This is a genomic window from Streptomyces seoulensis (genome assembly GCF_022846655.1).
In the GTDB taxonomy this organism is placed as follows: domain Bacteria; phylum Actinomycetota; class Actinomycetes; order Streptomycetales; family Streptomycetaceae; genus Streptomyces.
Window position 1 is genome coordinate 2,859,466 of record NZ_AP025667.1, and the last position, 26,005, is coordinate 2,885,470.

The 26,005-nt window shown below is 71.9% G+C and carries 21 protein-coding genes; 12 read left to right on the forward strand and 9 right to left on the reverse strand.

Annotated features, from left to right (window positions below; all coding sequences use genetic code 11):
* Positions 1 to 6 precede the first annotated feature (6 nt).
* The 5 genes from HEK131_RS13205 to HEK131_RS13225 all read left to right on the forward strand — a co-directional run bounded on the left by HEK131_RS13205 (position 7) and on the right by HEK131_RS13225 (position 6,215).
* Positions 7 to 1,449, forward strand: coding sequence for a family 2B encapsulin nanocompartment shell protein (locus tag HEK131_RS13205; protein ID WP_244335167.1), 1,443 nt, complete (start codon positions 7 to 9; stop codon positions 1,447 to 1,449).
* A gap of 16 nt (positions 1,450 to 1,465) precedes the next feature.
* Complete coding sequence (locus HEK131_RS13210; protein WP_244335169.1) at positions 1,466 to 2,518, forward strand: family 2 encapsulin nanocompartment cargo protein terpene cyclase; 1,053 nt, start codon at positions 1,466 to 1,468, stop codon at positions 2,516 to 2,518.
* Positions 2,519 to 2,585: 67 nt separating this feature from the next.
* A complete protein-coding gene (locus HEK131_RS13215) occupies positions 2,586 to 3,464 on the forward strand; it encodes a geranyl diphosphate 2-C-methyltransferase (protein WP_217464092.1) in 879 nt (292 codons plus the stop codon).
* A gap of 232 nt (positions 3,465 to 3,696) precedes the next feature.
* Positions 3,697 to 4,812 carry a hypothetical protein gene (locus HEK131_RS13220; RefSeq protein ID WP_244335170.1) on the forward strand — a complete coding sequence of 372 codons (1,116 nt, stop codon included), beginning with the start codon at positions 3,697 to 3,699 and terminating at the stop codon, positions 4,810 to 4,812.
* A complete protein-coding gene (locus tag HEK131_RS13225) occupies positions 4,809 to 6,215 on the forward strand; it encodes a hypothetical protein (RefSeq protein WP_244335172.1) in 1,407 nt (468 codons plus the stop codon). Before HEK131_RS13220 ends, HEK131_RS13225 begins: the two co-directional genes overlap by 4 nt.
* Here HEK131_RS13225 and HEK131_RS13230 read toward each other — a convergent pair.
* Positions 6,212 to 7,318 carry a hypothetical protein gene (locus HEK131_RS13230; RefSeq protein ID WP_244452005.1) on the reverse strand — a complete coding sequence of 369 codons (1,107 nt, stop codon included), beginning with the start codon at positions 7,316 to 7,318 and terminating at the stop codon, positions 6,212 to 6,214. The genes HEK131_RS13225 and HEK131_RS13230 overlap by 4 nt on opposite strands.
* 127 nt (positions 7,319 to 7,445) lie before the next feature.
* Here HEK131_RS13230 and HEK131_RS13235 point away from each other — a divergent pair, with 127 nt between their 5' ends.
* On the forward strand, positions 7,446 to 8,516 hold the full coding sequence (locus tag HEK131_RS13235) for a glycoside hydrolase family 43 protein (protein WP_244335174.1): 1,071 nt from the start codon (positions 7,446 to 7,448) through the stop codon (positions 8,514 to 8,516).
* 48 nt (positions 8,517 to 8,564) lie between these two features.
* Here HEK131_RS13235 and HEK131_RS13240 read toward each other — a convergent pair whose 3' ends face one another.
* Together HEK131_RS13240 and HEK131_RS13245 are read right to left on the reverse strand one after the other, a co-directional pair.
* Positions 8,565 to 10,016 (reverse strand): sugar porter family MFS transporter, encoded by a 1,452-nt coding sequence (locus HEK131_RS13240; protein ID WP_244335176.1) that lies wholly within the window; start codon positions 10,014 to 10,016, stop codon positions 8,565 to 8,567.
* Positions 10,013 to 11,071 carry a zinc-dependent alcohol dehydrogenase family protein gene (locus HEK131_RS13245; RefSeq protein WP_244335178.1) on the reverse strand — a complete coding sequence of 353 codons (1,059 nt, stop codon included), beginning with the start codon at positions 11,069 to 11,071 and terminating at the stop codon, positions 10,013 to 10,015. The genes HEK131_RS13240 and HEK131_RS13245 overlap by 4 nt, the downstream gene beginning before the upstream one ends.
* 216 nt (positions 11,072 to 11,287) lie before the next feature.
* Between HEK131_RS13245 and HEK131_RS13250 the strand changes: the two genes are divergently transcribed.
* From HEK131_RS13250 to HEK131_RS13260, 3 genes are all read left to right on the forward strand, one after another.
* Positions 11,288 to 12,319 (forward strand): LacI family DNA-binding transcriptional regulator, encoded by a 1,032-nt coding sequence (locus tag HEK131_RS13250; RefSeq protein ID WP_244335180.1) that lies wholly within the window; start codon positions 11,288 to 11,290, stop codon positions 12,317 to 12,319.
* 67 nt (positions 12,320 to 12,386) lie between these two features.
* On the forward strand, positions 12,387 to 13,337 hold the full coding sequence (locus HEK131_RS13255; protein WP_244335181.1) for a carbohydrate kinase family protein: 951 nt from the start codon (positions 12,387 to 12,389) through the stop codon (positions 13,335 to 13,337).
* Positions 13,338 to 13,429: 92 nt separating this feature from the next.
* Positions 13,430 to 13,717, forward strand: a complete 288-nt coding sequence (locus HEK131_RS13260) for a hypothetical protein (RefSeq protein ID WP_244335183.1) — start codon at positions 13,430 to 13,432, stop codon at positions 13,715 to 13,717.
* 30 nt (positions 13,718 to 13,747) lie between these two features.
* Here the strand turns inward: HEK131_RS13260 and HEK131_RS13265 are convergent, their stop codons facing one another.
* Positions 13,748 to 14,566, reverse strand: a complete 819-nt coding sequence (locus HEK131_RS13265) for an alpha/beta fold hydrolase (RefSeq protein WP_244452006.1) — start codon at positions 14,564 to 14,566, stop codon at positions 13,748 to 13,750.
* Positions 14,567 to 14,690: 124 nt separating this feature from the next.
* Here HEK131_RS13265 and HEK131_RS13270 point away from each other — a divergent pair, with 124 nt between their 5' ends.
* On the forward strand, positions 14,691 to 15,290 hold the full coding sequence (locus HEK131_RS13270; protein WP_244335184.1) for a TetR/AcrR family transcriptional regulator: 600 nt from the start codon (positions 14,691 to 14,693) through the stop codon (positions 15,288 to 15,290).
* Positions 15,291 to 15,368: 78 nt separating this feature from the next.
* Positions 15,369 to 16,028, forward strand: coding sequence for a histidine phosphatase family protein (locus tag HEK131_RS13275; protein ID WP_244335185.1), 660 nt, complete (start codon positions 15,369 to 15,371; stop codon positions 16,026 to 16,028).
* 103 nt (positions 16,029 to 16,131) lie between these two features.
* Here HEK131_RS13275 and HEK131_RS13280 read toward each other — a convergent pair whose 3' ends face one another.
* Positions 16,132 to 16,377, reverse strand: a complete 246-nt coding sequence (locus tag HEK131_RS13280) for a hypothetical protein (RefSeq protein WP_161147436.1) — start codon at positions 16,375 to 16,377, stop codon at positions 16,132 to 16,134.
* Positions 16,378 to 16,533: 156 nt separating this feature from the next.
* Positions 16,534 to 19,146, reverse strand: a complete 2,613-nt coding sequence (locus HEK131_RS13285; RefSeq protein WP_244335187.1) for an excinuclease ABC subunit UvrA — start codon at positions 19,144 to 19,146, stop codon at positions 16,534 to 16,536.
* Positions 19,147 to 19,388: 242 nt separating this feature from the next.
* On the opposite strand from HEK131_RS13285, the gene HEK131_RS13290 reads away from it, so the two are divergent.
* A complete protein-coding gene (locus HEK131_RS13290) occupies positions 19,389 to 21,308 on the forward strand; it encodes an N-acetylmuramoyl-L-alanine amidase (protein ID WP_244335188.1) in 1,920 nt (639 codons plus the stop codon).
* Between the two features lie 2 nt (positions 21,309 to 21,310).
* Here the strand turns inward: HEK131_RS13290 and HEK131_RS13295 are convergent, their stop codons facing one another.
* The 3 genes from HEK131_RS13295 to rhaI are packed head-to-tail and all read right to left on the reverse strand — an operon-like array spanning position 21,311 to position 25,994.
* Entirely contained in the window at positions 21,311 to 22,774 is a 1,464-nt protein-coding gene (locus HEK131_RS13295; protein ID WP_432215627.1) for a rhamnulokinase, read from the reverse strand.
* Entirely contained in the window at positions 22,771 to 24,807 is a 2,037-nt protein-coding gene (locus HEK131_RS13300) for a bifunctional aldolase/short-chain dehydrogenase (protein WP_244335189.1), read from the reverse strand. The genes HEK131_RS13295 and HEK131_RS13300 overlap by 4 nt, the downstream gene beginning before the upstream one ends.
* Positions 24,804 to 25,994 (reverse strand): L-rhamnose isomerase, encoded by a 1,191-nt coding sequence (gene rhaI, locus HEK131_RS13305; protein WP_244335191.1) that lies wholly within the window; start codon positions 25,992 to 25,994, stop codon positions 24,804 to 24,806. The genes HEK131_RS13300 and rhaI overlap by 4 nt, the downstream gene beginning before the upstream one ends.
* Positions 25,995 to 26,005 lie beyond the last annotated feature (11 nt).

Genomic DNA, 26,005 nt, shown 5'->3' on the forward strand with positions numbered 1-26,005 from the left:
AGGAAAGTGTCCACACCGGACATCGTCACCGCTTCCGCCGTCGACGGACCCGAACCCGTCCCGCCGGACGACCGGCAGGCCACCAGCCTGGGTACCCGGGCGGCCCGCCAGCTCGCCACCACGACCAAGTCGGCACCGCAGATGCAGGCCATCTCCTCGCGATGGCTGCTGAAGTCGCTGCCCTGGGTGGACGTGCGGGGCGGTGCCTACCGGGTCAACCGGCGCCTCCAACTGCGCACCGGCCGTGGGCGCGTGCACTTCGAGCAGAACGGCGCGGACGACATCCGGGTCGTCCCGCAGACGCTGACCGAGCTGCCGGCCCTGCGCGGTTACCCGGACCTCGACGTGCTGCGGGAGCTGGCCTCCCGCTTCCAGCCCAGGGAAGTACGGGCCGGACAGGTCCTGTTCGAGGCCGGGCAGCCGGTCACCGAGGCGTGCCTGGTGGTGCACGGCCGCTTCACGCGCTACACGGCCGGCAAGTACGGGGAGGAGGAGGTCCTCGGGGTCGTCACCGACGGCGGCCAGTTGGGAGACGAGGCGGTCGGGCAGACCGATCCGCTCTGGCCGGCCTCGGTCCGGGCGGAGACCGCGGGCGTGGTGCTGGCGCTGCCCTGGACGGCCGTGCGGGAGCTGACCGACCGGGCGCCGTCCCTCGCCGCACACCTGCGGGCGTACGCCGAGCGGCAGGCCAGGCCGATGAACCGCAAGGGCGAGGCCGAAGTGGCCGTCCAGGCCGGTCATGTGGGCGAGGAGACGCTCCAGGGCGGCTTCGTGGACTATGAACTCGCCCCGCGCGAATACGAGTTGTCGCTCACCCAGACCGTGCTGCGGGTCCACACCCGGGTCGCCGACCTCTACAACGAGCCGATGGACCAGACCGCCGAGCAGTTGCGGCTGACCGTGGAGGAGATCCGCGAGCGGCAGGAGTGGGAGCTGGTCAACAACCGCGAGTTCGGGCTGCTCCACAACATCGACTACGGCCAGCGGATCAGCACCCACAGCGGCCCGCCCACGCCGGACGACATGGACGAACTGCTGACGATGCGGCGCAGCACCAAGGTGTTCCTCGCTCACCCGAAGGCGATCGCGGCCTTCTTCCGGCAGTGCAACCGGCGCGGGCTGGTGCCGGGCACCGCGAACGTCGACGGACGCGAGGTGCCGGCCTGGCGCGGTGTGCCGATCCTCCCGTGCGGCAAGATCCCCGTCTCCGGGGACCACACCAGCAGCATCATCGCGCTGCGCACCGGCGAGGCCAACCAGGGGGTCGTCGGCCTCTACCAGACCGGCATCCCCGAGGAGTACCAGCCGGGTCTGAACGTCCGCTTCATGGGCATCGACCGCGCCGCGATCGTCAACTACCTCGTCACGGCCTACTACTCGCTGGCCATCCTGGTCCCCGACGCGGCGGGAGTCCTGGAGAACGTAACGATCGGCCGGACGGCCGAGTGACGGTCTGGAGCACGCCATGAGCACATCCATCGACTCCTACGCGCTGCCCGGTCCGCCGGACATCGCCCGGAGCCTGCGCCGGGAGCGGCGCACAGGGGCGATCCCCGGACTGCACCACCGCCCGGCCGTGCCCGCCGACCCGGTCAAGGCGGCCGAGATCGACCGCCGGCTCGAGACCTGGGCGCGCGGCCTTGACCTGTTTCCCGAAGCCTGGAAGGGAGACTTCTCGGGCTTCCAGTTCGGGCGGGCCGTCGCGCTCCAGCATCCCGGCGCCCTGGACCTGGACCGGCTGACGGTCGCGGGGAAGCTGCTGCTCGCCGAGAACGTCGTGGACTCCTGCTACTGCGAGGAGGACGAGGGCCGGGGCGGGGCGCGGCGCGGGCTCGGCGCCCGGCTGATCATGGCCCAGTCGGCGATCGACCCCTACCACGGCGTCCCGGAACTGGAAGAGGAGTGGCGTGAGGGCATGCGGGCCGACGGCCCCCTGCGCTCGTACCACTTCGCCCTCGCCGACTACGCCGGCTTCGCCACCCCGAGCCAGACCGACCGGTTCGTGCACGACATCGCCCGGCTGCACATGGGTTACCTCGCGGAGGCCGCCTGGGCCGAGGCCCGGTACGTGCCACGGGTGTGGGAGTACCTGGTGATGCGGCAGTTCAACAACTTCCGCCCCTGTCTGTCGATCGTCGACGCGGTGGACGGCTACGAACTGCCCGAGCAGGTGTACGCCCGCCCCGAGATCCAGCGGATCACCGCCCTGGCCTGCAACGCCACCACGATCGTCAACGACCTGTACTCCTTCACCAAGGAGCTGGCCAGCGACCCCGACCACCTCAATCTGCCCCAGGTCGTCGCGGCCAACGACCGCGGCGGGCTGAAGGCCGCCTATCTGAAGTCCGTCGAGATCCACAACCGGATCATGGAGAGCTTCGAGGAGGAGTCCGCGCTCCTCTCCGCCGCCTCGCCCCTCGTGGAGCGCTATGTCCAGGGGCTCGCCGCCTGGGTGTCCGGCAACCACGAGTGGCACGCCACCAACACCCATCGCTATCACCTGCCGGACTACTGGTGACGGACCCTCACGGGCAACCGCCACCGCAGTCCCTGAACACCGTCACCCGTGCCACAAGGAGTCACCCTTGACGACCGTCCCCGCCCCGACCGCACCGGCCGTCGCCGTGCCGACGCAGTCCACGTACCAGCACCGCGTCGCGGAGTACTGGAACGCCGAGGAGAACCCGGTCAACCTCGAACTCGGAAAGGTGGACGACCTCTACCACCACCACTACGGCATCGGTGCCGCCGACCGGTCGGTCCTCGACGACCCCGACCCGGGCCGGCGCAAGGAGCGGATCACCGCCGAACTGCACCGCCTGGAGCACGCCCAGGCAGAGCTGCTCGCCGCCCACCTCGGCCCGCTCTCCCCGGCCGACCGGGTCTTCGACGCGGGCTGCGGGCGCGGCGGCGGCAGTGTCACGGCGCATCTGCGCTACGGCTGCCACGCCGACGGCGTCACCATCTCCGCCAAGCAGTGCGACTTCGCCAACGACCAGGCCCGCGTCCGGGGCATCGACGACAAGGTGCGCTACCACCACCGCAACATGCTCGCCACCGGCTTCGAGTCGGGTGCGTACGCGGCGTCGTGGAACAACGAGTCCACGATGTACGTCGAGCTGGACCTGCTCTTCGCCGAGCACGCCCGGCTGCTGCGCCGTGGCGGACGGTACGTGACGATCACCGGCTGCTACAATAACACCTACGGGCAGGCCTCGCGCGAGGTGTCCCTGATCAACGCGCACTACATCTGCGACATCCACCCGCGCTCGGAGTACTTCAAGGCGATGGCCCGCAACCGCCTGGTCCCGGTCCACGTCGAGGACCTCACCGCGGCGACCATCCCCTACTGGGAGCTGCGCAAGGAGGCGGACCACCTGGTCACGGGCATCGAGGACGCCTTCCTGGACGCCTACCGCAACGGCAGCTTCCAGTACCTGCTGATCGTGGCCGACCGGGTCTGAGCCGGACGGCCCGTCAGGGGCGGCGTCCCACCGGGGCGCCGCCCGCTCGGCAAGCTCCGGGTAAAACTTCCGTTGTCATACGTACAACCCTCACGCGGCGATCCGGGTCGCACCCGGTGAGCAAGCGTCCGGTCCCGGCCCTGGAGAAGTCGGCCGGCCGGCGGTCGACGACATCGGAGGGTCTGTGCCAGGGAGAAGAAGGAGTGCGGGGGGACGGCGATCACGGCCGTTCGTGCCGGCGGCGGTCGCGGCCGGCCTGCTGCTGAGCCTCGGCCCGGCCCATCCGGCCGCCGCCGAGGACGACGGGCTCCGTTTCGACGAGGCGATCGAACGGGTCACCGTCTCTCCCGGTGCCGCGCTGTACCTCTCCGGGGGGTTCACCAACGGCACCGACCGGACCCTGGACGCCGTGTACCTGCAGGTCGACCTCGACCGCCAGTTCACGATGGGCAGCGCGTTCCGCAACTGCTGGTACTCCGCCGCGGACACCGAGGTCCGGGTGAACCGCATGACCTGCCGGCTGGAGGGCGCGGTGCGGCCCGGCCGGTCCTACGACCTCTATCTCGGAGGGGCCCGCATCGACAGCGAAGCCGGGAACGGGCGTATCACCTACCGGGTGAGCGCCGAGCGCGGCGACGCACCGATCTCCCCGGCGGCGCGCCGTGGCAGAGGGCCGGAGACGCTCGCCTTCACGGAGCGGGACAGCGCCGAGGGCCGGGTGCGACCGGCACCGGCGGAGCCGGGCACCCCGGTGACCACCGCAGTCGAGGTCGGCGGGACCCACGACCTCGCGGTCAACGAGGTGACGCTTAGCGGCAGGCCGGGCGACGTAGTCAAGGGCGACTTCTTCTTCGTGAACAAGGGTCCCGGGGCCGTCCGCGCGAGCTTCGACGACGAACCGGACAACGACGCGGCCGTCGTCGTGGAACTGACGGTGCCACCGGCGCTCAAGGTGGTGAAGGCCCCCAGCCACTGCCGGGGCAGCCGGACCAAGGCGAAGGGCGCGGCGACCCCGAGCACCATCCGGTACGTCTGCTGGCAGAAGCGGCTGTACCGGGAATCGGTCATGTCTCCCGGTCAGTTCGAGCACTTCCCCTTCACGTTCCGGATCGACCGGGCGGACGGCACACCCGGCAGGATCGCGATGCCGGACCGCCGGGAGTTCAAGGACGACGATCCGTCGGACAACTCCGCGGCCGTCAAGGTCGACATCGCGGGCGCCGGGAGCGGCTCGTCCACACGGTGGGCCGCCGCGTCGCTCCTCACCGCGGTCCTGGCGCTGGGCGGGGGCGCCCTGTGGCTGCGGCGCCGCTCCTCGGCCGCCCGCACCGACGGAGGCGACCGATGAGACGAGAGCTGAGAATCCTCTCGCGCACGGCCCTCGCCGTGTGCGCCCTGCTGGGCACCGGGCCCGCCGCCGTCGCCGGCACCGAGCGCGCTCAGACGGCGGGCCGCCCGATCGTCGTCGTCGGGACATCGCTGTACGAGATGCGTCCCGGGGACCGCCGCACCGTGGACGTCTGGGTGTCCAACGTGGAGCGCGGGGACCTCACCGATGTCAGCGTGTCCATCGACGCCTCCGCCCTGGCAGCGGTGTCGGACGACGTGGACGTGCCGTGCGACCCGGACGGCGACCTGGTGGGCGAGTGCCACGGCATCGGTCCCGTGCGCGACGGTGTGCCCGTCAAGGTGGGGGACATACGCATCGGCCGCCCGAAGGCCGCGGCCGTCGGCACCTACCGGCTGGTGCGTATGGCCGCGACCACCAGGGGCGGCCCCGTCGACACGAACCGGTTCGTGGTGTCCGTCCCCGAGACCGGCCCCGAGTTCGACCGGGGAGCCCCGAAGCGGGTCGGCCTCGCCCCCGGAGGAACGATGACGCTGCCCGGTGGCTTCACCAACTACTCCAGCTACCCTCTCGAAACCGCCGGAGTCACGCTCAGCCTGTCGTCGGGCCTGTCCCTCGGCGAACGCTTCCGCAACTGCGTGTTCGCGCCCGACGAGGAGGCCGGCAGGACGGAGGTCCTCTGTACGATCAAGGGTCCGTTCGCCCCGCGCACCTCCTACGACCTGGACTTCGGTCCGCTGCGCGCCGACGAGCACGCCATGTACGAGGACATCACCTACAAGGTGCAGCGGGTGACGGCCGAACGGCCCTTGTTTCCCTTCCATTCGGAGCGTGCGGAACAGGGTTCGGGGCCAAGTGAGTTGAGGGCCGTGGTACGCACCGGCGCCACCACATCCCTGCGTACGGACCTCTCGCAGGGGGGTCTGTCCAGCACCGTCGACGTGACGAACACCGCGGACTTCGCCGTCGAAGGGGCGACCCTGCGGGGCCGGGCCGGCGATGTCGTGCCGGTGGAGTTCACGGTGCGCAACCTCGGGCCGCGTGCGAGAGCAGCGAGAGACAAGGATGAGAACGGTACGCGTTCCTTCCGCGCACTGTGGTTCTCCGTCCCTCCCGGCGCGAGCGTGGTGAAGGCGCCGCCCGGCTGCGTCGGGTACTCGAACGGCGTTCCCCCCAAGTACACCGAGGGCTTCCTGGGGCTGGGCAAGCCGGGCGGCCGCGGGTACGGGTGCGGTCCCGTGACTTCCTCCCGCTTCGCGGTGGGGCGTATGGACCGGTACCGCTTCGAGGTCCGCATGGACGAGCCCGGCAGTTCGAGCGCCGGTTACGTCACGACGATGTACCGGGCGGGGGACCCGCGTCCGGAGAACAACAAGGCACCGGTCTCGGTGGAGATCCGCTAGAAGATGCCGGCCGACCTCTCCCGCGTGAGGTTCTCGAGAATCGTGCGCATCCACGGGCTGCGGACGGCCGGCAGCCGGACCAACGTGTGGGTGAACGTCGCCTGGTCGGCCCGGAACAGGTAGTTGGGGCGCGGCGGGAGAGGATCGTCGCGGAGGACCTCTCGCGGCATGCCGCCCGACACGGGAACCGGCAGGTACGGCTGGGGAGAGACCAGCCAGAGCCAGATCCCCAGCGGCAGGGGCACCAAGTATGCCGAGGCGGCCGTGCCGTCGGGGGTCCAGGTCCGGCCGGTCCGAGGGTGGACCGGCACGAGGAGGATGTCCACGCCCGCTTCCGGAAGGGGCGCTCCTGGTCCGGCCAGGACGGCGCGCCGTGGCGGAGTGTCCGCGGGCAGCAGGGCGTCGAGCGCGCGTTGGAACACGTCCGCGGTCAAACCACCCGGGACCCTGACCGGCTGCCCTTCGGAAGCCACCAGCAGATGGGCCAGCGCCTGGCCGGCCGCCGCCTCCCATCGCGGACTCCACGACCAGTAGTGGCCCGACCCGAGCGGTCCTCCCCACGTGGCGACCGGCTCGAACGGGGGTGTTCTCTCCTCCCTCTCGGTCAGCTCGGCCCAGGAGGACGGCTCGGCGTGGACACCGTCGATGAGGACTTGGCGCACAGCGTCCGAGCTGAGCCTCACCGCCTGCCAGAGCGAGCAGTCGTCGACCCGCGTCGCGACGGGCAGATCGCACGCCGCGCAGGCCAGGTTGGGCCCGTCGGCCCCGTCTAGGCCACAGCAGGCACCGTCGCAGTTCTCGGGGATCAGCCGCCTCCCGCGGATGTCGCCGGGTGCGATGACGATCGCCCCGGCCGTGCTGGCCGACAGGGCGTGGACCGGCGCGTAGACGCCGCGCGCCTCCGCCTCGCCAGGCTCGACCTCGTCCCACATCCGCCAGGGCCCTCCCCAAGGGGCCGGGTCCACGGCGAACGTCCCCGACTCCATGAGCACCGGAAGCTGAACCCCGTCCCCGTAGTTCTGACGTGCATGGGCCGGAAGGGCGACTTGGGACAAGGGGACCGTCAGCCCGGCATCACACCGCGCACAGACGAAGACGAACAATCGCCTCTCCAAGAGGGAAGGGAGCCGTGCCGGGGGCGGGGGAGTGGTGGGTTCGGCCGGGGCGGGTGGAGGAGTGGGGTACGCGAGAGGTCTGGGCAGTCCTATTACATCGATGTACAAGACCGGCATGAAATCATTTCGCGGCATCCATGCCGCCCTCGTGCTGACGGTGCTGGGCGTCCTCGCCTCGCTGCTGTCCGTCGCCTCGGCCGGGCCCGCCGAGGCGGAGCAGACCTCCCTGCGGGCGGCCGATCCGAGCGTCATCCGGGTCGGCGGTACCTACGTCTCGGCGCAGTCCACCGGCGGTGGGATCGCCGTGCGGCAGGCGTCCTCCACCGCGGGTCTCGCCTCCGCGCCGGCCCGGCAGGTGTGGTCGGACAGCCAGGGGCGCGGAGAGGTCTGGGCCCCGGAGATCACCACCGACGGCGGCCGCTACTACATCTACTTCACGGCGGGCCGGGGCGCCGCCCACCGGATGTTCGTCATCAGCTCCGCCAGTGCGGACACCGGCTACGGCGGCGAGACGCGGCTGGCGCTCCCGGACGACAAGTGGGCCATCGACGGCACCATGTTCACCTTCAACGGGCAGCGCTGGTTCGTCTGGTCGGGCTGGGCCGGCGACACCGACGTCGAGCAGAACCTCTACATCGCCCGGATGAGCAGCCCGACCACGCCGACCGGGGCCCGCTACATCATCTCCCAGCTGCGGGAGAGCTGGGAGCGCGTGGTCGGCAACCCGTTCATCAACGAGGCTCCCGAGGCCATCCGGGACCCGAACGGCCAGCTCCACATCGTCTACTCCGCGAACGGAAGCTGGAGCGACCAGTACTGTCTTGCCGACCTGCGCCTGAGGGCCGGCGGCGACCCGACGTACGTGTGGGACTGGTACAAGTCCAACGGCTGCCTCTTCGGCTCCAACCGCTCGACCATGATGGCCGGCTGGGACCCGACGCTGTACGTCAACGGCCCCGGACACCACACCTTCGTACTGCTCGGCGGGGACATCGGCACCAGCCCGCCGGCCGGGCCGCGCTTCCCGTCGATGTTCCACGCGGTACCCAAGGGCACGCCGTACTCCTGGGAGAACCGCTACTGGTACACCGGGTCGTTCACCTGGTGGGGTGACACCACATATCGCCGCGCCAACGTCCCGGGACCGACCGCCGACACCGGCTGGGGGCTGAAGTTCTTCGAGTGAACCGGCCCCGAGCCTCCGGGACCCGGCGGTGCCGGGCCCCGGACCCGGTCAGCCCGCCGACACGGTGGAAGCGGCCCGCTCCGGGGCCTCTTCCGGCGCGTCGGCCGTACCCCCGCGATGCAGCAGATCCCGCTCGATCTGCTCCAGGGTCCGCCCCCGCGTCTCCGGCAGCAGCTTCTTGACGAAGATGCCGGACGCGAGGGTCGTGACGGCGAAGATCACGAAGTTGGCCCCCGCTCCCCAGGCGCTGAGGAGGGACGGGAAGACCAGCGCGACGGCCATGTTGAACAGCCAGTTGAACACCACGCACACGCCCACCGCGCCCGCGCGGATGCGGGTGGGGAACAGCTCGGGCAGCATCACCCACTGCACCGGCCCCCACGACATGGCGAACGCGGCCACGTACAGGGCGACACCGAAGAGCGTCAGCGGAGCGAGCAGCGAACCGTCGCCGAGCGGCGTGAGATTCACCGCGGCAAGGACGACCATGCCGGCGCACATGCCGACCGAGCCCCACAGGAGCAGCGGCCTGCGCCCACGGCGGTCGATCAGACGCATCGCGGGGAGGGTCATCAGCATGTTGACCACGCCGATGCCGACGTTGGCGAGGATCGCGCCGTTGTCGCCGAAACCGATGCTCGTCAGCAGGGTCGGGGCGTAGTAGATGATCGTGTTGATGCCGCCGAAGTTCTGGAAGAACACCAGCAGCAGACCGACCACCAGCATCGGACGCAGCCTGGGGGAGAGCAGGTCGCGCAGCGTCAGCCGCCGCGTCTCGGCGCGCTCCTCCGCGAGGGTCTTCTCGATGTCGAGCAGCTCGCTGCGGGCCGCCTCGCCGTCGCCGCGCAGGCGGGTCAGCACCTGCTGGGCGTCGTCCCGGCGCCCCCGTCCCACCAGCCAGCGGGGACTCTCCGGCTGGGTGAGGATGCCGAGGGCGAGGACCGCCGCGGGCAGCACGCCGAGCCCGATCATCCAGCGCCACGCGTGCGCCGGGGCGAGGGCGTAGTCGGTGAGGTAGGCCAGGAAGATGCCCACGGTCACCAGGAGCTGCATCAGGGAGGCGAGACCGCCGCGCACCTCCACCGGCGCCAGTTCCGTCAGGTAGAGCGGGACGACGACCGAGGCGATGCCGACGCCGACGCCGATGACCACCCGCGCGCCGATGAGGAGCGACGCCTCGGAGGCGAGCGCAGCGCCGACGGTGCCCACGATGAAGACCAGCGCGGCGCCCAGGATCAGGCGGCGCCTTCCCCAGGCGTCGGAGAGCTTCCCGGCGAGCCCCGCGCCCGCCATCGCGCCGACGAGGAGGCCGGAGACGACCAGGCCCTCCAGCAGCGGGGTGAGGACGATGTCCTGGCGGATGAAGAGCATCGCGCCGGAGATCACGCCCGTGTCGTACCCCCACAGGATGCCGCCGAGGGCGCCGAACACCCAGATCAGGGCGTTCCGCAGCCGTGGCCGCCGCTTCGGCGCCGCCTCCGGCTCCGGCAGGCTGCTCATGACGCCGCGTCCGCGTTCGTGGCCGCCGCTGCCTGCCGGGCCGCCGCCGTGCGCGGGTCGTCCGCCTGCGGGGCGAGGTGGATCTTCTGCCCGGTGCCGGCGCGGAAGAGCCGCACGGCCTCGTCGAAGTCCTCCAGCGGAAGGACGTCACTGACCAGCGGGTCGAGGTCGAGGCCGCCGGCGAGGATCTCCACGGCGGGCTGGAAGCCGTTGTGCACCGCCATGGAACCGATGATGTCGATCTCGCGGTTGTAGACCATGTAGGGCGAGAAGGAGGCACGCCTGGCCGGGTCGGCCACGCCGAACTGCAGGAAGGTGCCGCCCTTGCGGACCCTGCCCAGACCGTCCTCGATGGCCGCGATGACGCCGGTCGCGTCGATGACGACCTCGAAACCGTGCTCCCGGCCCAGCTCGTCGGCGCTCGCCGCCGTGGCGTCGGCTCCCATGCGCCGGGCGAGGTCCAGGCGGCGGGTGTTGGGGTCGACGACGGACACGGAGGCCGCGCCGTTGTTCGCCACGAGGGCCGCCATCATCAGGCCCATGGTTCCGGCGCCGTAGACGAGGTAGTGCTCACCGGGACGCCTCGGCAGGCGGCTCAGGCCGTGGACGGCACAGGAGAGCGGCTCGACGAGCCCGGCGGCCGCCTCGGACAGCCCGTCGGGCAGGACGTGGCAGCGGGCCGCGGGGACCGCGACGTACTCGGCGAAACCGCCGTTGCGGGTCACGCCGACCGCCGTGTAGTGCTCACAGAGGTTGCCGCGGCCGATCCGGCAGTAGTGGCAGGCGCCGCACGGGGTGTTGGGGTCGACGGCGACGCGCTGGCCCACCGCCGGGAAGTGCACGTCCTTGCCGGCCTCCACCACGACACCCGTCAGCTCGTGGCCGGGGATGAGCGGGTAGGGGACCGAGGGCAGCTCGCCGCCCAGGATGTGCATGTCCGTCCCGCACAGGCCGCACGAGCTGACGCGGACGACCACCTCCGAGGGACCGGGACTCGGATCGGGAATGACGGCCAGCTCGGCGCTTCCCGGCTGGGTGACCACGACAGCGCGCATGGCGCCTCCTCACAACGGTGTGCGGACGGATGTCCGAAGACGCCGCGAAACCTAATCGCCGCGTAAGCGTTTGCGCAAACGCTTACGTGTGACTTTTCATAGGTCACTGACGTCTCATGGACGGACGAGCCGGCCTCCCCCGGACCGCGCTCGGCTCCGTCCGGCTCCACCGCGGGCAGGCGAACACGCGGCACGGGGCACACGAAGGAGAGAGCGATGCGGACGATGGCGGACGTGGCGAGGCACGCGGGTGTCTCGGCGGCCACGGTGTCCCACGTGCTGAACGCCACACGTCCGGTCCGGCCGTCGACCCGTGACGCGGTGCTGCGTGCCATCGACGAGCTGGGCTACATCCACAACACCCTGGCGCGGTCCCTGGTCACCTCGCGCACCCGTTCCGTCGGCCTGGCCGTCTCGGCGATCAGCAACCCCTACTTCACCGAGATCCTCCAGGGCGTCGAGGCCGAGGCGCTGGCCTCCGGCTACGGACTGCTCATCGCCGACCCGCACGACGACCCCGCGCACGAGCTGAGCGTGGTGCGCATGCTCCACGAACGCCGGGTGGACGGCGTGATCATCGCCCCCTCGGCCGAACCGTCGGCGCTGCTCGCGTACCTGGACCGCGCCGACGTCCCGGTGGTCTTCCTGGACCGCCTCGTCGACGAGAGCGGGCAACCGGCGTACGACCAGGTCTGCGCCGAGGGTGCCGCGCCCGTGCGGGAACTGGTCGAGCACCTCGCCGCGCTCGGGCACCGCCGGATCGCCATGGTGGCCGGACTCGCCGGGCTGAGCACCACGACCGAGCGGATCGACGGCTACCGGCAGGGGCTCGCCGCGGCCGGCCTCCCGTTCGACCCGGAGCTGCTCGCCCACGGCAACTCCGCCTCCGACGGCGCCCGCCACGCGACCGAACGCCTGCTGGCCGGACCCGCGCGTCCCACCGCCGTGATCGCGGCGAACAACGCGATGACCATCGGCGTCCTCCAGGCGCTCCGCGAGGCGGGCCTGCGCATCCCCGAGGACGTCGCGCTCGCAGGCTTCGACGACTTCGAGTGGGCCGACCTCTTCTCGCCCAGCCTCACGGCCGTGCGCCAGCCGAGCCGTGACCTCGGCAAGCTGGCGCTGCGCCTCCTCCTGGACCGGCTGGACGCGCCGGACCGCCCCACGAGGACCGTCCGGCTTCCCTGCACCCTCGTCCACCGCACGTCCTGCGGCTGCCCGCCCGACCCCGCCCCCTCCCCGAGCTGACGTACGGGCTCCCCGCAGACCCTCTGCGCCCCGCCGCACCACGGCTTCACCGAAAGGAACCAGCACAGTGATCGTCGTCGCCGGCGAGGCACTCATCGACCTCGTGCCCGCCCCCGTCCCCTCCGACCCGGCCTCCGCCCTGCCGCAGCTCCTGCCGCAGCGCGGCGGCGGCCCGTACAACGTCGCCGTCGCGCTCGGGCGGCTCGGCTCCCCGACGTCGTTCTGCTCGCGCGTCTCCACGGACGCTTTCGGCACCGCGCTCCTGTCGGGGCTGCGGGACGCGGGCGTGGACACGGCGCTGGTCCAACGCGGTCCCGAGCCCACGACCCTGTCCGTCGCCGACGTCGGCAGCGACGGATCGGCCGGCTACGGCTTCTACACCGAGGGCACGGCCGACCGGCTGTTCGCCCTCCCGCCCGCACTGCCGGACGGCGCCACCGCCCTCTCCGTGGGCACCTGTTCGCTCGTGCTGGAGCCGGGCGCGAGCGCCTACGAGGCGCTGCTGCGCCGGGAGTCGGGCAACGGCGTCTTCACCGCCCTCGACCCCAACATCCGGGCCGGCCTGATCGCGGACGCCGACGCCTACCGGGAGCGGTTCCTGTCCTGGCTGCCGCACGTCGCCCTGCTGAAGCTCTCGGTGGAGGACGCCTGTTGGCTCGCGGAGACCGAGTCCGGCGACGGCCTGGACGACCACCTCGCCGCCTGGCTGGAGCGCGGCCCGGCGGCGATCGTCCTGACCCGGGGCGGCGACGGACTGAGCGTGTGGAGCCGGGGCGCCGGGCAGGTGAGCGTGCCGGGGACGTCGGTCACGGTGGTCGACACGATCGGCGCGGGCGACACGGTCAACGCGGCCCTGCTCCACCGGCTGCGGGAGATCGACGCGCTGAGCCACGCGGCCGTCGCGGGTCTCGGTGCCGAGGTCTGGCGGGACGTGCTCGGTTTCGCGGCCCGCGCCGCTGCCCTGACCTGCTCGCGCTCCGGCGCCGAACCGCCCTACGCGTGGGAGCTGTCGGCCTGACGGGAACGGACGGTACGGGGCTCCGAACAGGGCTGCGGTGAAGCGCAGTTGCCGATTTCATGTCCGGCTGCGGGTCCGTTTATGATCTTGGTGTGACTGTGCAGAGCCCCGGCAAGACGCCGTCCCGTAAGCAGCGCCTCCAGGAGAAGCAGCGTCGTCAACTGGCCGTTGTCGACACTGTCGACAAGGCCGAGGTGAAGGTGCGCAAGGCGGAGGCCGAGCTGGCCGTCGCCGTGGTCGAGGCGGTGGAGGTGTTCGGCGACGAGGAGACCGCCTCGCAGGGGCTGGACATGCCCGTCGAGACCATCCGCCGCTTCATCGACCTCGCGGCGACGGAGAAGGCCGCGGCGGCCGAGGAGGAAGCCGCGGACACTCCCTGACCCGCCCCTGACCGAGGTCGGGCGGCGGCCTCAGCCCCCGTCGACCGAGGTCAGGAAGCCGCGGATCAACGCCGTGAGCGCGTCGGGCTGTTCGAGGGTGCTGCTGTGCCCCGCGCCCTTCACCACCTCCAGCCGTGCGCCGTCGACGGCGGCCGCGATGCGCTCCGCGTCCGCGGGCGGTGTGGCCACGTCGTCGGCGCCGACGGCGACCAGGGTGGGTACGGAGATCCGGCCCAACTCCTGCTGGACCGGTTGCCGTTCGACGACACCCAGGACGGCCTTGCGTATGCCTGCCCGCTCGCAGCGGCCCAGGCGTCGTACCCACTCGTCGATGACGGGCCCGTTCGCGGGCGAGGACAGGAAGTCGGGGCCGAACATCGCGGCCTTGACCTTCCCCAGGACCGGCCGGACTCCCGTGAAGCGGTACACCTGCGCGAGCAGCCGGTACTCCTTGGCCTTCTCCGGTGGCTCACCGTCCGCGCTGGTGTCCAACAGCGTGAGTGAGCGCAGCAGTTCACCGTGCCGGGCCGCGATGCGCTGGCCGACGAATCCGCCCATGGACAGGCCGACGTAGTGCACGGGACCGGCGGCGAGCCGTCCGATGAGGGCCACGGCGTCGGCGGTGAGGGTGTCCATGTCGTACCCGGAGGGCGTCGCGGGCGTGTCACCCTGCCCCCGCCAGTCCACCGTCACACAGCGGTAGTGCTCCCGGAGCACCTCGATCTGCGGATGGAACATCCACCCGCTGAACAGCAGCCCGTGACCGAGGACGACGGTGGGCGCGTCGGGCTTTCCGGGGGGTGCCCCGGTGTCGGTGAACGCGATCGACGCGCCGTTTACCTCGACCATGGGCACGTGCGGCTCCTTCACGTCGCCAGGCGTCTTCGCCTGCGGTGGGAGCCGAGCATAGGGGCCTGCTGAGCGATGCTCAACAGTCTTGTCAAGCATTGCTCAGCACGTTACGGTCGCCCCCATGACCGCCAGGTCCGCACCCACCCGTGTGCGGCTGAAGCCCGAGGAACGCCGGACCCAGCTCATCGGCATCGGTCTGCGCCTGTTGGTGACCCGTCCCATCCACGAGATGTCGGTCGACGAGGTGGCCGCCGAGGCCGGGATCTCCCGCGGCCTGCTCTTCCGCTACTTCCCGACCAAGCGGGACTACTACGTCGCGGTCGTCCGGGCGGCCGCGCGCCGGGTACTGCTGCACGCCGAACCCCCGGCCGACGGCACACCGGCGGAGCGGATGCTGGGGATCGTCGATGGCTTCGTGTCGTTCGTGCAGCGCCGGAAGGACAATTACGTGGCGCTCGTACGGGCCGGCGCGGGCGGCGACGACCTGGTCCTGGAGGTCTTCGAGGACACCCGCCGCACACTGGTCGACCGTGTCCTGGACGCGGCGGACGTGCGCGACCCGGCGCCGCTGCTGCGGCTGGCCGTGCGCGGCTGGCTGGCGATGGCGGAGGAGATGGCCGTCGACGCCACCGACGAGGTGGTCACCACGGCCGACCTGGTCGAGCTGCTCGCGGCCCAACTGGATCGGGTCGTGGAGCAGTTCACCGACAGGCAGGGCTGAGAGCGTCCGTCCGCCGCTCATCCCGCATCACGTTCGACCATCCGCCGCGCCGGCGGCTGACGAGAGGGGACACCCGTCATGCCACTCATCTCCCTGGTCCGGCACGGCCAGGCGTCCTTCGGGGCGCGGGACTACGACGCCCTGTCGGACCTGGGCCGAGAGCAGGCCACCGCCGTCGGCCACGAGCTGGGGCGCCGGGGCCTGCGTGAGCCGCACCTCGTCTGCGGCACCCTCTCCCGCCAGCGCGACACCGCCCAACTCCTCGCGGACGCGGCCGGATTCAAGGAGCCCCTCGCCGAGGACCCCCGCTGGAACGAGTACGACCACCTCGCCCTGCTGGACCACTACACCGACCCGGACCCGGAACGCCGGGCAGACCCCCGTGCCGTGCAGGGACTGCTCGACCGGGCGCTGGCGGCGTGGATGGGGGACACGGAACGCACCGGACCCACCGGATGGGCCGCCTTCGAGGGCGGCGCCACGGCCGCGCTGGCCGAGCTGTCCGCCGCCCTCGGTCAGGGCCGCGACGCCGTGGTCGTCACCTCGGGCGGTGTCCTCGCCGCGCTCTGCGGCGCCCTGCTGTCCCTGCCGTCCGCCGGAGTCGTCGCCCTCAACCGGGTCACGGTCAACGCCGCCGTCACCACCCTCGTCGTCGGCGGTTCCGGCACCAGTCTTCTCACCTTCAACGACCACGCCCACTTCACCGGTGACCGGCGGCGGCTGCTCACCTATCGCTGAGCCACAGGGACGCAGGGCGCAGGCGCAGGGCGTGTGACGGCAGACGGAGGCGGACGCCGCTCGGTGCGGCGTCCGCCTTGTCACCGGACAGGGGCGGGGCTCCTCAGGAGTCGCCCTTGTGGCCGCGCCTGCGGTCCTGGGAGAGGTCGCTGCCCGCGACGGAGCGGTCTTCCTCGGAGATGTTGCTGTCGTCCAGAAGCTGTCCCGCCTCGGAGCCGACGCGCTTGCTCGTGTGGTGGCCCCGCTCGACGTCGGACAGGGCGCTGGCGGCCACCGAGCGCTCCTCCGGCGTGGCGTTCGGGTCGGCCATGATGCGTGCGGCCTCTGATGCGTCCATCTTGCCGGTCATGATCGCTCACCTTCCGTGTCGGGGAGCGTCCTGCCCGCACCCCTCGGTTGGCAGCCGTACGGGCACGTGTCGATGCTCGCGCGACTACGGCCGTATCCATGCTACCGACAATCATCGGATATGCCGACAAATGTGGACGTTGTAGGAGCCCGCTGATCAGGGGATCAGGCGGCGGGCCAGGTGGTCGGCGGTCGGGGTTCCGCCCGCCGAGGCGACCTCCCGGGGGCTGCCCTCGGCGACGATGCGGCCACCGTCGTCGCCCGCGCCCGGACCGAGGTCCAGGACCCAGTCCGCGGCGGCGACGGTGCGCAGGTCGTGCTCCACCACCACGACCGAGTTCCCGGCGTCCACCAGGCGCTGCAACTGCCCGATCAGCAGGTCCACGTCCGCCGGGTGCAGCCCCGTGGTCGGCTCGTCCAGCAGGTACAGGCTGTGGCCGCGTGGTGCCCGGTGCAGTTCGCTCACCAGCTTGATGCGCTGGGCCTCTCCGCCGGACAGCGTCGTGGCGCTCTGACCCAGCGTCAGGTAGCCGAGGCCGATGTCGGAGAGCAGCTTGAGGATGCGGGCGGCGGGCCCCACGTCGGCCAGGAACTCGTGCGCCTCCTCCACGCTCATCGCCAGCACGTCCGCGATGGTCCTGTCGCGGTAACGCACCATCAGCGTGCCGGGGTTGTACCGGGCGCCCTCGCACACCGGGCAGGGGGAGGTCTCCGTGGGCAGGAAGAGGAGTTCGATGCTGACGACTCCGTCGCCCAGGCAGTGCGGACAGCGCCCCTGTGTCACGTTGAAGGAGAACCGGCTCGCGGTGTAGCCGAGTTCGCGCGCGGTCGGCTGGGCGGCGAACAGCTTGCGGACGCTGTCGAAGAGGCCGGTGTAGGTGGCGAGGTTCGAGCGCGGGGTGCGCCCGATGGGCTTCTGGTCCACGACCACCAGGCGGTCGATGTGCTCGAGTCCGGTGCTGCAGCGCACCGTCACCCGGTCCTCCACCAGGTCCCACACCGGCACCCCCGCCTCCTCCTCGTCGGCGTTCTCCACCGAGGCGGGGGCGCGGGCGATGTCCTCCGCGGTGTCGTCGGCGTGCAGATGATCGCGGACCGTCTCCGCCAGGGCGCGCCGCACCAGCGTCGACTTCCCGGACCCGGACACGCCGGTGACCGCGGTCAGTGTGCCGAGCGGGAAACTCGCGTCCAGGTCACGGAGGTTGTGGCCGGTGACGCCGTGCAGGCGCAGCCACCCCTCGGGCCGGCGCGGCTGCTTCGGACCGGGCACGGCGGGCGCGTCCAGCGGGAGGTACCGGGCGGTCACCGACGCGGACGCCTCGTGCAGTCCTTCGGCCGGCCCGTTGTAGAGGACCTGCCCGCCGTGGCGTCCGGCGCCCGGTCCCATGTCGACGATCCAGTCGGCCGAGGCGAGCACCTGCGCGTTGTGCTCCACCACGAAGACGCTGTTCCCGGCCCCCTTGAGCCGCCCCAGCGCGTTGAGCAGCAGTTCCGTGTCGGCGGCGTGCAGACCGGCCGAGGGCTCGTCCAGCACGTACAGCACCCCGAACAGGCCGCTGCGGAGCTGGGTGGCCATGTGCAGCCGTTGCAGCTCGCCGCTGGAGAGGGTCGAGGTCGCGCGTCCGGTGGCGAGGTAGCCCAGGCCCAGGTCGGTCAGCGTGCGGAGCTGCTCCTGGAGGCCGCCGATCAGCGCGTGTGCGGCCTGCCTGCGCTCGGCCGGCAGAGCCAGGGTGTCGGGGTGGTCGCGGGCGGTGTCCAGGAAGGCCGAGAGCTGGGCCAGGGGCATCGAGGTGGCGACCGAGATGTCCTGCCCGGCGATGGTCACCGCCAGCGCCTCCGGGTTGAGCCGTTTGCCGTGACAGGTCGGGCAGATCTCCTCGGCCATGAACGAGGCGGCCTTCGCCCGCAGATGGGCCGCCTTGGAGGTGGCGAAGGTGTGCATCACCCATTTGCGGGGGCTCATGTACGTGCCCTGGTACGAGCGCGCGACCCGGTGCGCGTCACGGACCGGGTGCACCGTGACCGTCGGCTGCTCGTCGGTGGTCAGCAGCCACTCCCGGCGGGCGGCGGGCAGCGTACGGAAGGGCGCGTCGATGTCCACGCCCAGCTCGGCCAGGATGTCCCGGTAGTTCTTGCCCTGCCAGGCGCCCGGCCACGCGGCGATCGCGCCCTCCCGGATGCTCAGGGAGTCGTCGCCGACGAGCTTGGCCTCGTCGACGGTGTGCAGGCGGCCCAGGCCGGAGCAGGTCGGGCACGCGCCCACGGCGGTGTTCGGCGAGAAGCTGTCCGAGTCCAGCGGCGCGGCGTCGCGGGGGAACGTGCCCGCCAGATCCTCGGGGGTGCGGCCGGCCGGGTAGGTACCGGCGCGGGAGTACAGCATGCGGAGCACGTTCGACACCCGGCTCACGGTGCCCACCGTCGATCGGGTGCTGCCCCCGCTGTGCTGCTGGCGCAGGGCGACGGCGGGCGGCAGTCCGGTGATCGCGCCGACCCTGGGCGCAGAGCCCTGGTCGATCAGCCTTCTGGCGTACGGCGCGACGGATTCCAAGTAGCGCTGCTGGGCCTCGGCGTAGATGGTGGCGAACGCGAGCGACGATTTGCCGGACCCCGAAACCCCGGTGAACGCCACGACCTGGTCGCGGGGTACGTCCACATCCACGTGCCGCAGATTGTGCTCGTCGGCGCCCCGGACTCTGATCAGCCCGTCCTGACCGGTGTCCGGTGCTCCGGTGGGTGACGGTACGGACGTCTGCCGTGAGGGTGGAGCCATGGGCAAAACCTAGCCTGACCGGCTGGTTCATGCCGAGAGGGCCCGGTGTTCGGGTGATGCCGGCAGGACGGCGCCGGCCCTCGTCCCGCGGGGCGGAGGGCTGGTTGCGCAACTGAGTGCATTAGCCATACGGTTCGAACGCCTGTGTTACGTAAAGGATTTGACGCTCCGAAATGAAGCGCGGCAATGCGATGACGAATGCCTCTTTATCCTTTCCCGGTTGCCATGGAGTACGGAAACAAATGAAGACCGAAAGAACGCCGGACAACGCGTCCCGGAAGCCTGTCGTACGGAATCGGCTGCTCGGCCTGGCCGCCGCGACCGCGCTCACCGCGGGAGCCCTGACCGGCCTGGTGCCCACGACCGCGCAGGCGGTGACCGCCGAGCCGTCAGGGCCCGGCGCGCGACAGCACGCCTTCGCGGCCGCCGCCGCCAAGTACCACGTCCCTGCCCAGGTGTTGCTCGCCGTGGCGTACCAGGAGTCGGCGTGGGACGCCCACGCCGGCCGGATGAGCACCAGCGGCGGCTACGGCCCGATGCACCTCACCGACGTCACCCCGGCGATGCTCGCGAGTGGTCCGGCCGGAGCCGTGGGCCGGTCCGACCTCGCCCACATGGCGCAGGACCCCGCCCTGCACACCCTGCGGGCGGCGGCCGGGCTCACCGGGCTGTCACCGGCCGAGCTGCGTGAGGACCCGGCCGCCAACATCGCGGGCGGCGCCGCGCTGCTCGCCTCCTACCAGAAGACCGTGAGCGGCGGCCTGTCGTCGGACCCCGGCCAGTGGTACGGCGCGGTGGCCCGCTACAGCGGCTCCGCGCGCAAGGGGACCGCCACGGCGTTCGCCGACCGCGTCTACACCACCCTCCGCACCGGCGCCGCCCGCACCACCTCGGACGGGCAACGCGTGTCGATGGCCGCCGACAGCGACGTCCGCCCCGCGAAGGCGCAGGTGGCCGGCGCCGCGACGGCCACCGCGACCGAGTGCCCGACGGACGTCGCCTGCACCTTCGTCCCGGCTGCGGCCTCCAACGGCCAGGTCTCCAACCGGCCCGCCAACGGCGTCCGCGTCGACACGATCGTCATCCACGACACCGAGTCGTCGTACCAGTCCGCCATCTCGACCTTCCAGACCCCGGGCGGCAGCTCCGCGCACTATGTGGTGCGGTCCTCGGACGGCGCGGTGACGCAGATGGTGCCCACCAAGGACGTCGCCTACCACGCGGGCAACTACTCGACGAACCTGCACTCCATCGGCATCGAGCACGAGGGCTACGCCGCGCACGGCGACGCCTGGTACACCGAGGCGCAGTACCAGGCCACGGCGTCCCTGGTGCGGTACCTCTCCGACCGCTTCGGCATACCGCTGGACCGTGAGCACATCCTCGGCCACGACGATGTCGCCGGCCCCAGCTCCGGCCTGATCGCGGGCATGCACTGGGACCCGGGCACCGGCTGGGACTGGGAGCACTTCATGAGCCTGCTCGGCGCCCCGGTGACCGGGGAGCACGGGGTCGGCCCGGTCGGCTCGGCGGTGACGATCGCCCCCGGCTTCGCCGCCAACCAGCAGACCGTGCAGATCTGCCCCGGCGACGACCCCACCGGCGCCACCCCCGCCTGCGCCGGACAGCGGCAGGCCGCCAACTTCGTCCCCCTGCGCACCGCGCCCGACGACACCGCCCCGCTCTTCGGCGACCAGGCCGTCCACAAGGGGGCCGAGGGCACCGACCGGATCAGCGACTGGGGCTCCACCGCGCAGGCGGGCCAGCAGTTCGTGGTGGCCGGCATCGAAGGCGACTGGACCGCCATCTGGTTCAGCGGCACCAAGGTCTGGTTCCACAACCCGGACGGCGCCAACACCACGCCCGCGTACGGCGTGACCCTGGTCTCCGCCGCGGGCACCGCACCGGTCCCGGTCTACGGCTCCAGCTACCCCGACCCGTCGGAGTACCCCGCGGGACTGTCCCCCTCCACGCAGACGGCGCTCAGCTACTACACCGTCCCCGCCGGTCAGGCGTATGTGGCCACCCGGCCGCCGGTCAACACCGACGACTACTTCTCCTCCGGGGCGGTCGTCATCGGGGCCAAGCAGATGTACACCATCCAGTACAACCACCGTGTCGCGCTGGTCTACTCCTCGGCCGTGACAGCGAACGGGGTCTGACCTCAGCCCGTACCCAGCCGCTTTCCGGCCGACCGCCACGCACTCGTCGTGCCCCGCGGCTCGTACCGTCTCAGCGGCTGGGTGCGGGCCACCAGTGCGCGCAGGTCGGCCAGGGAGCCGCCGGTGTCGCCGTGTGCGCGGGCCTGGACCAGCACGTTGCCCAGGGCCGCCGCCTCGGTGGGCCCCGCGACGACCGGCAGCCCGCAGGCGTCGGCGGTGAGCTGGCACAGCAGGGAGTTGCGCGCGCCCCCGCCGACGACGCGCACCACGTCCACGGAACGCCCGGAGAGGCGCTGGGCGTCCGCGATCGCCCGGTGGTGGGCCAGGGCGAGGGAGTCCAGGACGCAGCGGACCGTGGCCGCCCGGTCCCCGGGCGCGGGCTGTCCGGTGGCCACGCAGGCATCGGCGATCCGCTCCGGCATCCGTCCGGGTGCCAGGAACTCCGGGTCACCCGCGTCCACGACGGAGCGGAGCGGTGCCGCCTCCGCCGCCGCGTCGAGGAGCCGGCCGAGGTCGGGCTCGTCCCATGAGCGCAGGCACTCCTGGAGCAGCCACAGGCCCATGATGTTGCGCAGATAGCGCACGGTGGAGTCCAGGCCGAGTTCGTTGGTGAAGTTGGCCAGCCTGCTCTCCTCGGTGAGCACGGGGGCGTCGAGCTCAAGCCCCGCCAGGGACCAGGTGCCGGTGCAGACGTAACCGAACCGTTCCCCGGCGGCGGCCGGGACCGCGGCGACGGCGGAGGCCGTGTCGTGGGAGGCGACCGTGGTCACGGGCAGCGGGCCGGTCAGCTCCGTCTCCCGCAGTACGGAGGGCAGCACAAGCCCGGCGGGGACGCCCGGTGGGCGCAGCGGGGGAAAGAGCGTCAGGTCGATGCCCAGCCGATCCGCCACCTCGTGCGACCAGGTACGGGTGCCCGGGTCGATCAACTGGGTGGTCGAGGCGTTGGTCAGCTCGGTGCCGCGCGTGCCCGTCAGCCAGTACGTCAGCAGGTCCGGGATGAGCAACAACTGCCTCGCGTAATGGAGTTGGACGCTGTTCCGGGCGGCGAGAAGCTGGTAGAGCGTGTTGAAAGGGGCGTACTGGAGCCCCGTGCGCGCATAGAGCTCCGGTGCCGGGACCTTCTCCCACACCTGTTCCGCGACGCCCTCGGTACGGGTGTCCCGGTAGTGCACCGGGTTGCCGAGCAGGGCGCCGTCGGCGTCCAGCAGGCCGTGGTCGACGGCCCAGGAGTCGATGCCGACCGAGGTCAGCCGCGCCTCGCGCCCCGCCGCGCGCAGGCCGTCGAGGACACCGGCGTACAGGCCGAGCACGTCCCAGTGCAGCCCGCCGGGCAGCCGCACCGGGCGGTTCGGGAAGCGGTGGACCTCGGTGAGCCGGAGCGTGCCCGGCCCGACCCGGCCCACCATGACACGGCCGCTGGAGGCACCGAGGTCGACGGCGGCGTACGCGTTCCGCGCGGCGCTCACCGCAGGAACGCGGCCGCCACACCCGCGTCGACCGGGATGTGCGTACCCGTGGTGTGCGTCAGGTCCCCGCCGGTCAGGGCGAACACCGCGTTGGCCACGTGCTCGGGCAGCACCTCGCGCCCCAGCAGGGTCCGCCGGGCGTAGAACGCGCCCAGCTCCTCCTCCGCGATGCCGTAGGTCGCCGCGCGCTGCGCGCCCCAGCCGCCCGCGAAGATCCCGGAACCGCGCACCACACCGTCCGGGTTGACCCCGTTCACCCGGATGCCGTGTTTACCCAGCTCCGCCGCCAGAAGCCGCACCTGATGGGCCTGGTCGGCCTTGGCGGCGGAGTAGGCGATGTTGTCCGGGCCCGCGAACACCGCGTTCTTGGACGCGATGTAGACGATGTCGCCGCCCAGACCCTGCTCGGTCATCACCCGTGCCGCCTCGCGGGACACCAGGAAGGAGCCGCGGGCCATGACGGCGTGCTGGAGGTCCCAGTCCCGCACCGTCGTCTCCAGCAGCGGCCTGGACAGGGAGATCCCGGCGCAGTTGACGACCAGGTCCACCCCGCCGAAGGCCAGCACCGCGGCGCGGAAGGCGTCGGCGATCTGCTCCTCGCTCGTCACGTCCACCGTCACCGGGACAGCCCGGTCGGGCCCGCCCAGTTCGTCGGCCACCGTGTCCGCGCCCTTGAGGTCGGCCACCACGACACAGGCGCCCTCGGCGGCCAGCCGGTGCGCGATCGCCCGGCCGATGCCGGAGCCCGCGCCCGTCACCAGCGCGATCCGGGTGGCCAGCGGGCGCGGCTTCGGCATCCGCCGCAGCTTGGCCTCCTCCAGTTCCCAGTACTCGATCCGGAACTTCTCCCGCTCCTCGATGGGCGCGTAGGACGACACGGCCTCGGCCCCGCGCATCACGTTCACGGCGTTGCGGTAGAACTCGCCCGCCACGCGCGCGGTCTGCTCGTCCCGGCCGAAGGAGAACATGCCGACGCCCGGGATCAGGACGATCGCCGGGTCCGCGCCGCGCATCGCGGGGGAGCCGGGGCCCGCGTGGCGCGCGTAGTAGGCCGCGTACTCCTCGCGGTAGGCGGCGTGCAGTTCCCGCAGGCGTGACCGGACCTCGTCGAGCGGGGCGGCCGGCGGCAGGTCGAGGACGAGGGGCCGCACCTTCGTGCGCAGGAAGTGGTCCGGGCAGGAGGTGCCGAGCGCGGCGAGCCTCGGGTGCTCGGCGCGGGACAGGAACTCCAGGATCTCGGGCGAGTCGTCGAAGTGCCCCACCTGCGGCCGGTCCTGGGAGGCGAGCGCGCGGACGGTGGGGGCCAGCGCGGCCGCCCGCTCCCGGCGCCCCTCCGGTTCCAGCGCGGTGTACTCCGCGAGGAGGGGGCCGAAGGGCTCCGCCTTGCCGCGGGCGGCGAGGAAGGCCTCGGCGGTCCGGATGATGTGCAGGCTGTTGCGCTCGCACTCGGCGGAGGTGTCGCCCCAGGCGGTGATGCCGTGCCCGCCCAGGATCACCCCGATCGCCCGCGGGTTGTCCTCCTTCACCCGGGCGATGTCGAGCCCCAGTTGGAAACCGGGCCGCCGCCACGGCACCCACACGACCTGCTCGCCGAAGCACTCGGCGGTCAGCTTCTCGCCGTCCGCCGCGCAGGCGAGCGCGATGCCGGAATCCGGATGCAGATGGTCCACATGGGCCGCGTCCACCAGCGCGTGCATCGCGGTGTCGATGGACGGAGCGGCACCGCCCCTGCCGTGCAGGCAGTGGTCGAAGGCGGCGACCATCCCGTCCTCGCCGGCCACCCCCGGATACACACCGGCGAGCGCACGCAGCCGGTCCAGGCGCAGCACGGCGAGGCCCTCGGCCGTGAGGGTGCCGAGGTCGCCGCCCGAGCCCTTGACCCACATCAGGCCGACGTCGTCACCGGTCACCGGGTCGACGGCCGTGCCCTTGGCGGAGGCGTTGCCGCCCGCGTAGTTGGTGTTGCGCGGGTCGGCTCCCAGACGGTGCGCCCGCTCCAGGAGTTCGTCCACCACGAGAGGCTGCCGTGTCATGCGCCCCACCCCGCCTGCTCGCCGCCGACCCGTTCCTTCACGATCCGTTCCGGCCAGCCCGAGCGCCGGTAGGCACCCATCGGGTCGGGGTCGAGGCCCGCCTCCTCGCGCAGCTCGGCGAGCAGCGGCCGTACGTCCGTGTCGAACGCGTCCATCAGGACGCCGTTGGCCGCGAGCACGTCCCCGGTGCGCTGGGCCTCGGCCAGGGCCCCGGTGTCGACGAGGAGGGCCTTGGCGGTCGCCTCCTGGACGTTCATCACCGAGCGGATGATCGCGGGGATCTTCGGCTCGATGTTGTGGCACTGGTCGAGCATGAAGGCCACGTCCGCGGTCAGGCCGCCGCCGCGCACCACCTCGTACATGATGCGGAACAACTGGAAGGGGTCGGCGGCGCCGGCCATCAGGTCGTCGTCCGCGTAGAAGCGGGAGTTGAAGTCGAAGCCGCCGAGCCGTCCCTCCCGCAGCAGCGTGGCGACGATGAACTCGATGTTGGTGCCGGGCGCGTGGTGCCCGGTGTCCACCACCACCCTTGCCTTGGGGCCGAGTTTGAGGCAGTGGGCGTAGGCCGTGCCCCAGTCCGGTACGTCGGTGGCGTAGAAGGCGGGCTCGAAGAGCTTGTACTCCAGCAGCATCCGGTGGCCCTCGCCCAGCCGGTCGTAGACCGTACCGAGGGCCTCGGCGAGCCGGTCCTGCCGGGTGCGCAGGTCGTCCTGGCCGGGGTAGTTGGTGCCGTCGGAGAACCAGAGCTTCAGGTCCCGCGACCCGGTCGCCTCCATGACCTCCACGCAGTCGAGCAGGTGCCGGACCGCCTTGCGGCGCACCGCCGGGTCCGGGTTGGTGACCGAGCCGAGCTTGTAGTCGTCGTCCTGGAACACGTTCGCGTTGATCGCGCCGATCCGCAGACCGAGCTTCGAGGCGTGGGCGGCCAGTGCGCCGTAGTCGTCCACCCGGTCCCACGGGATGTGCAGCGCGACGGCCGGCGCGACACCCGTGTGCGCGTGCACGCGGGCGGCGTCGTCCAGCTTCTCGAAGGGGGTGCGGGGTACGCCGGGCTGCGCGAAGACCTTGAAGCGCGTGCCGGAGTTGCCGTACGCCCAGGACGGGGTCTCGACGGCCTGGGTGCTCAGTGCCGCCTTCACGGCGTCCCGCGCGCGAGGCTCGGCCCCGGCGGCGTCCTTGGTGGTCATCGCGCAGCCCT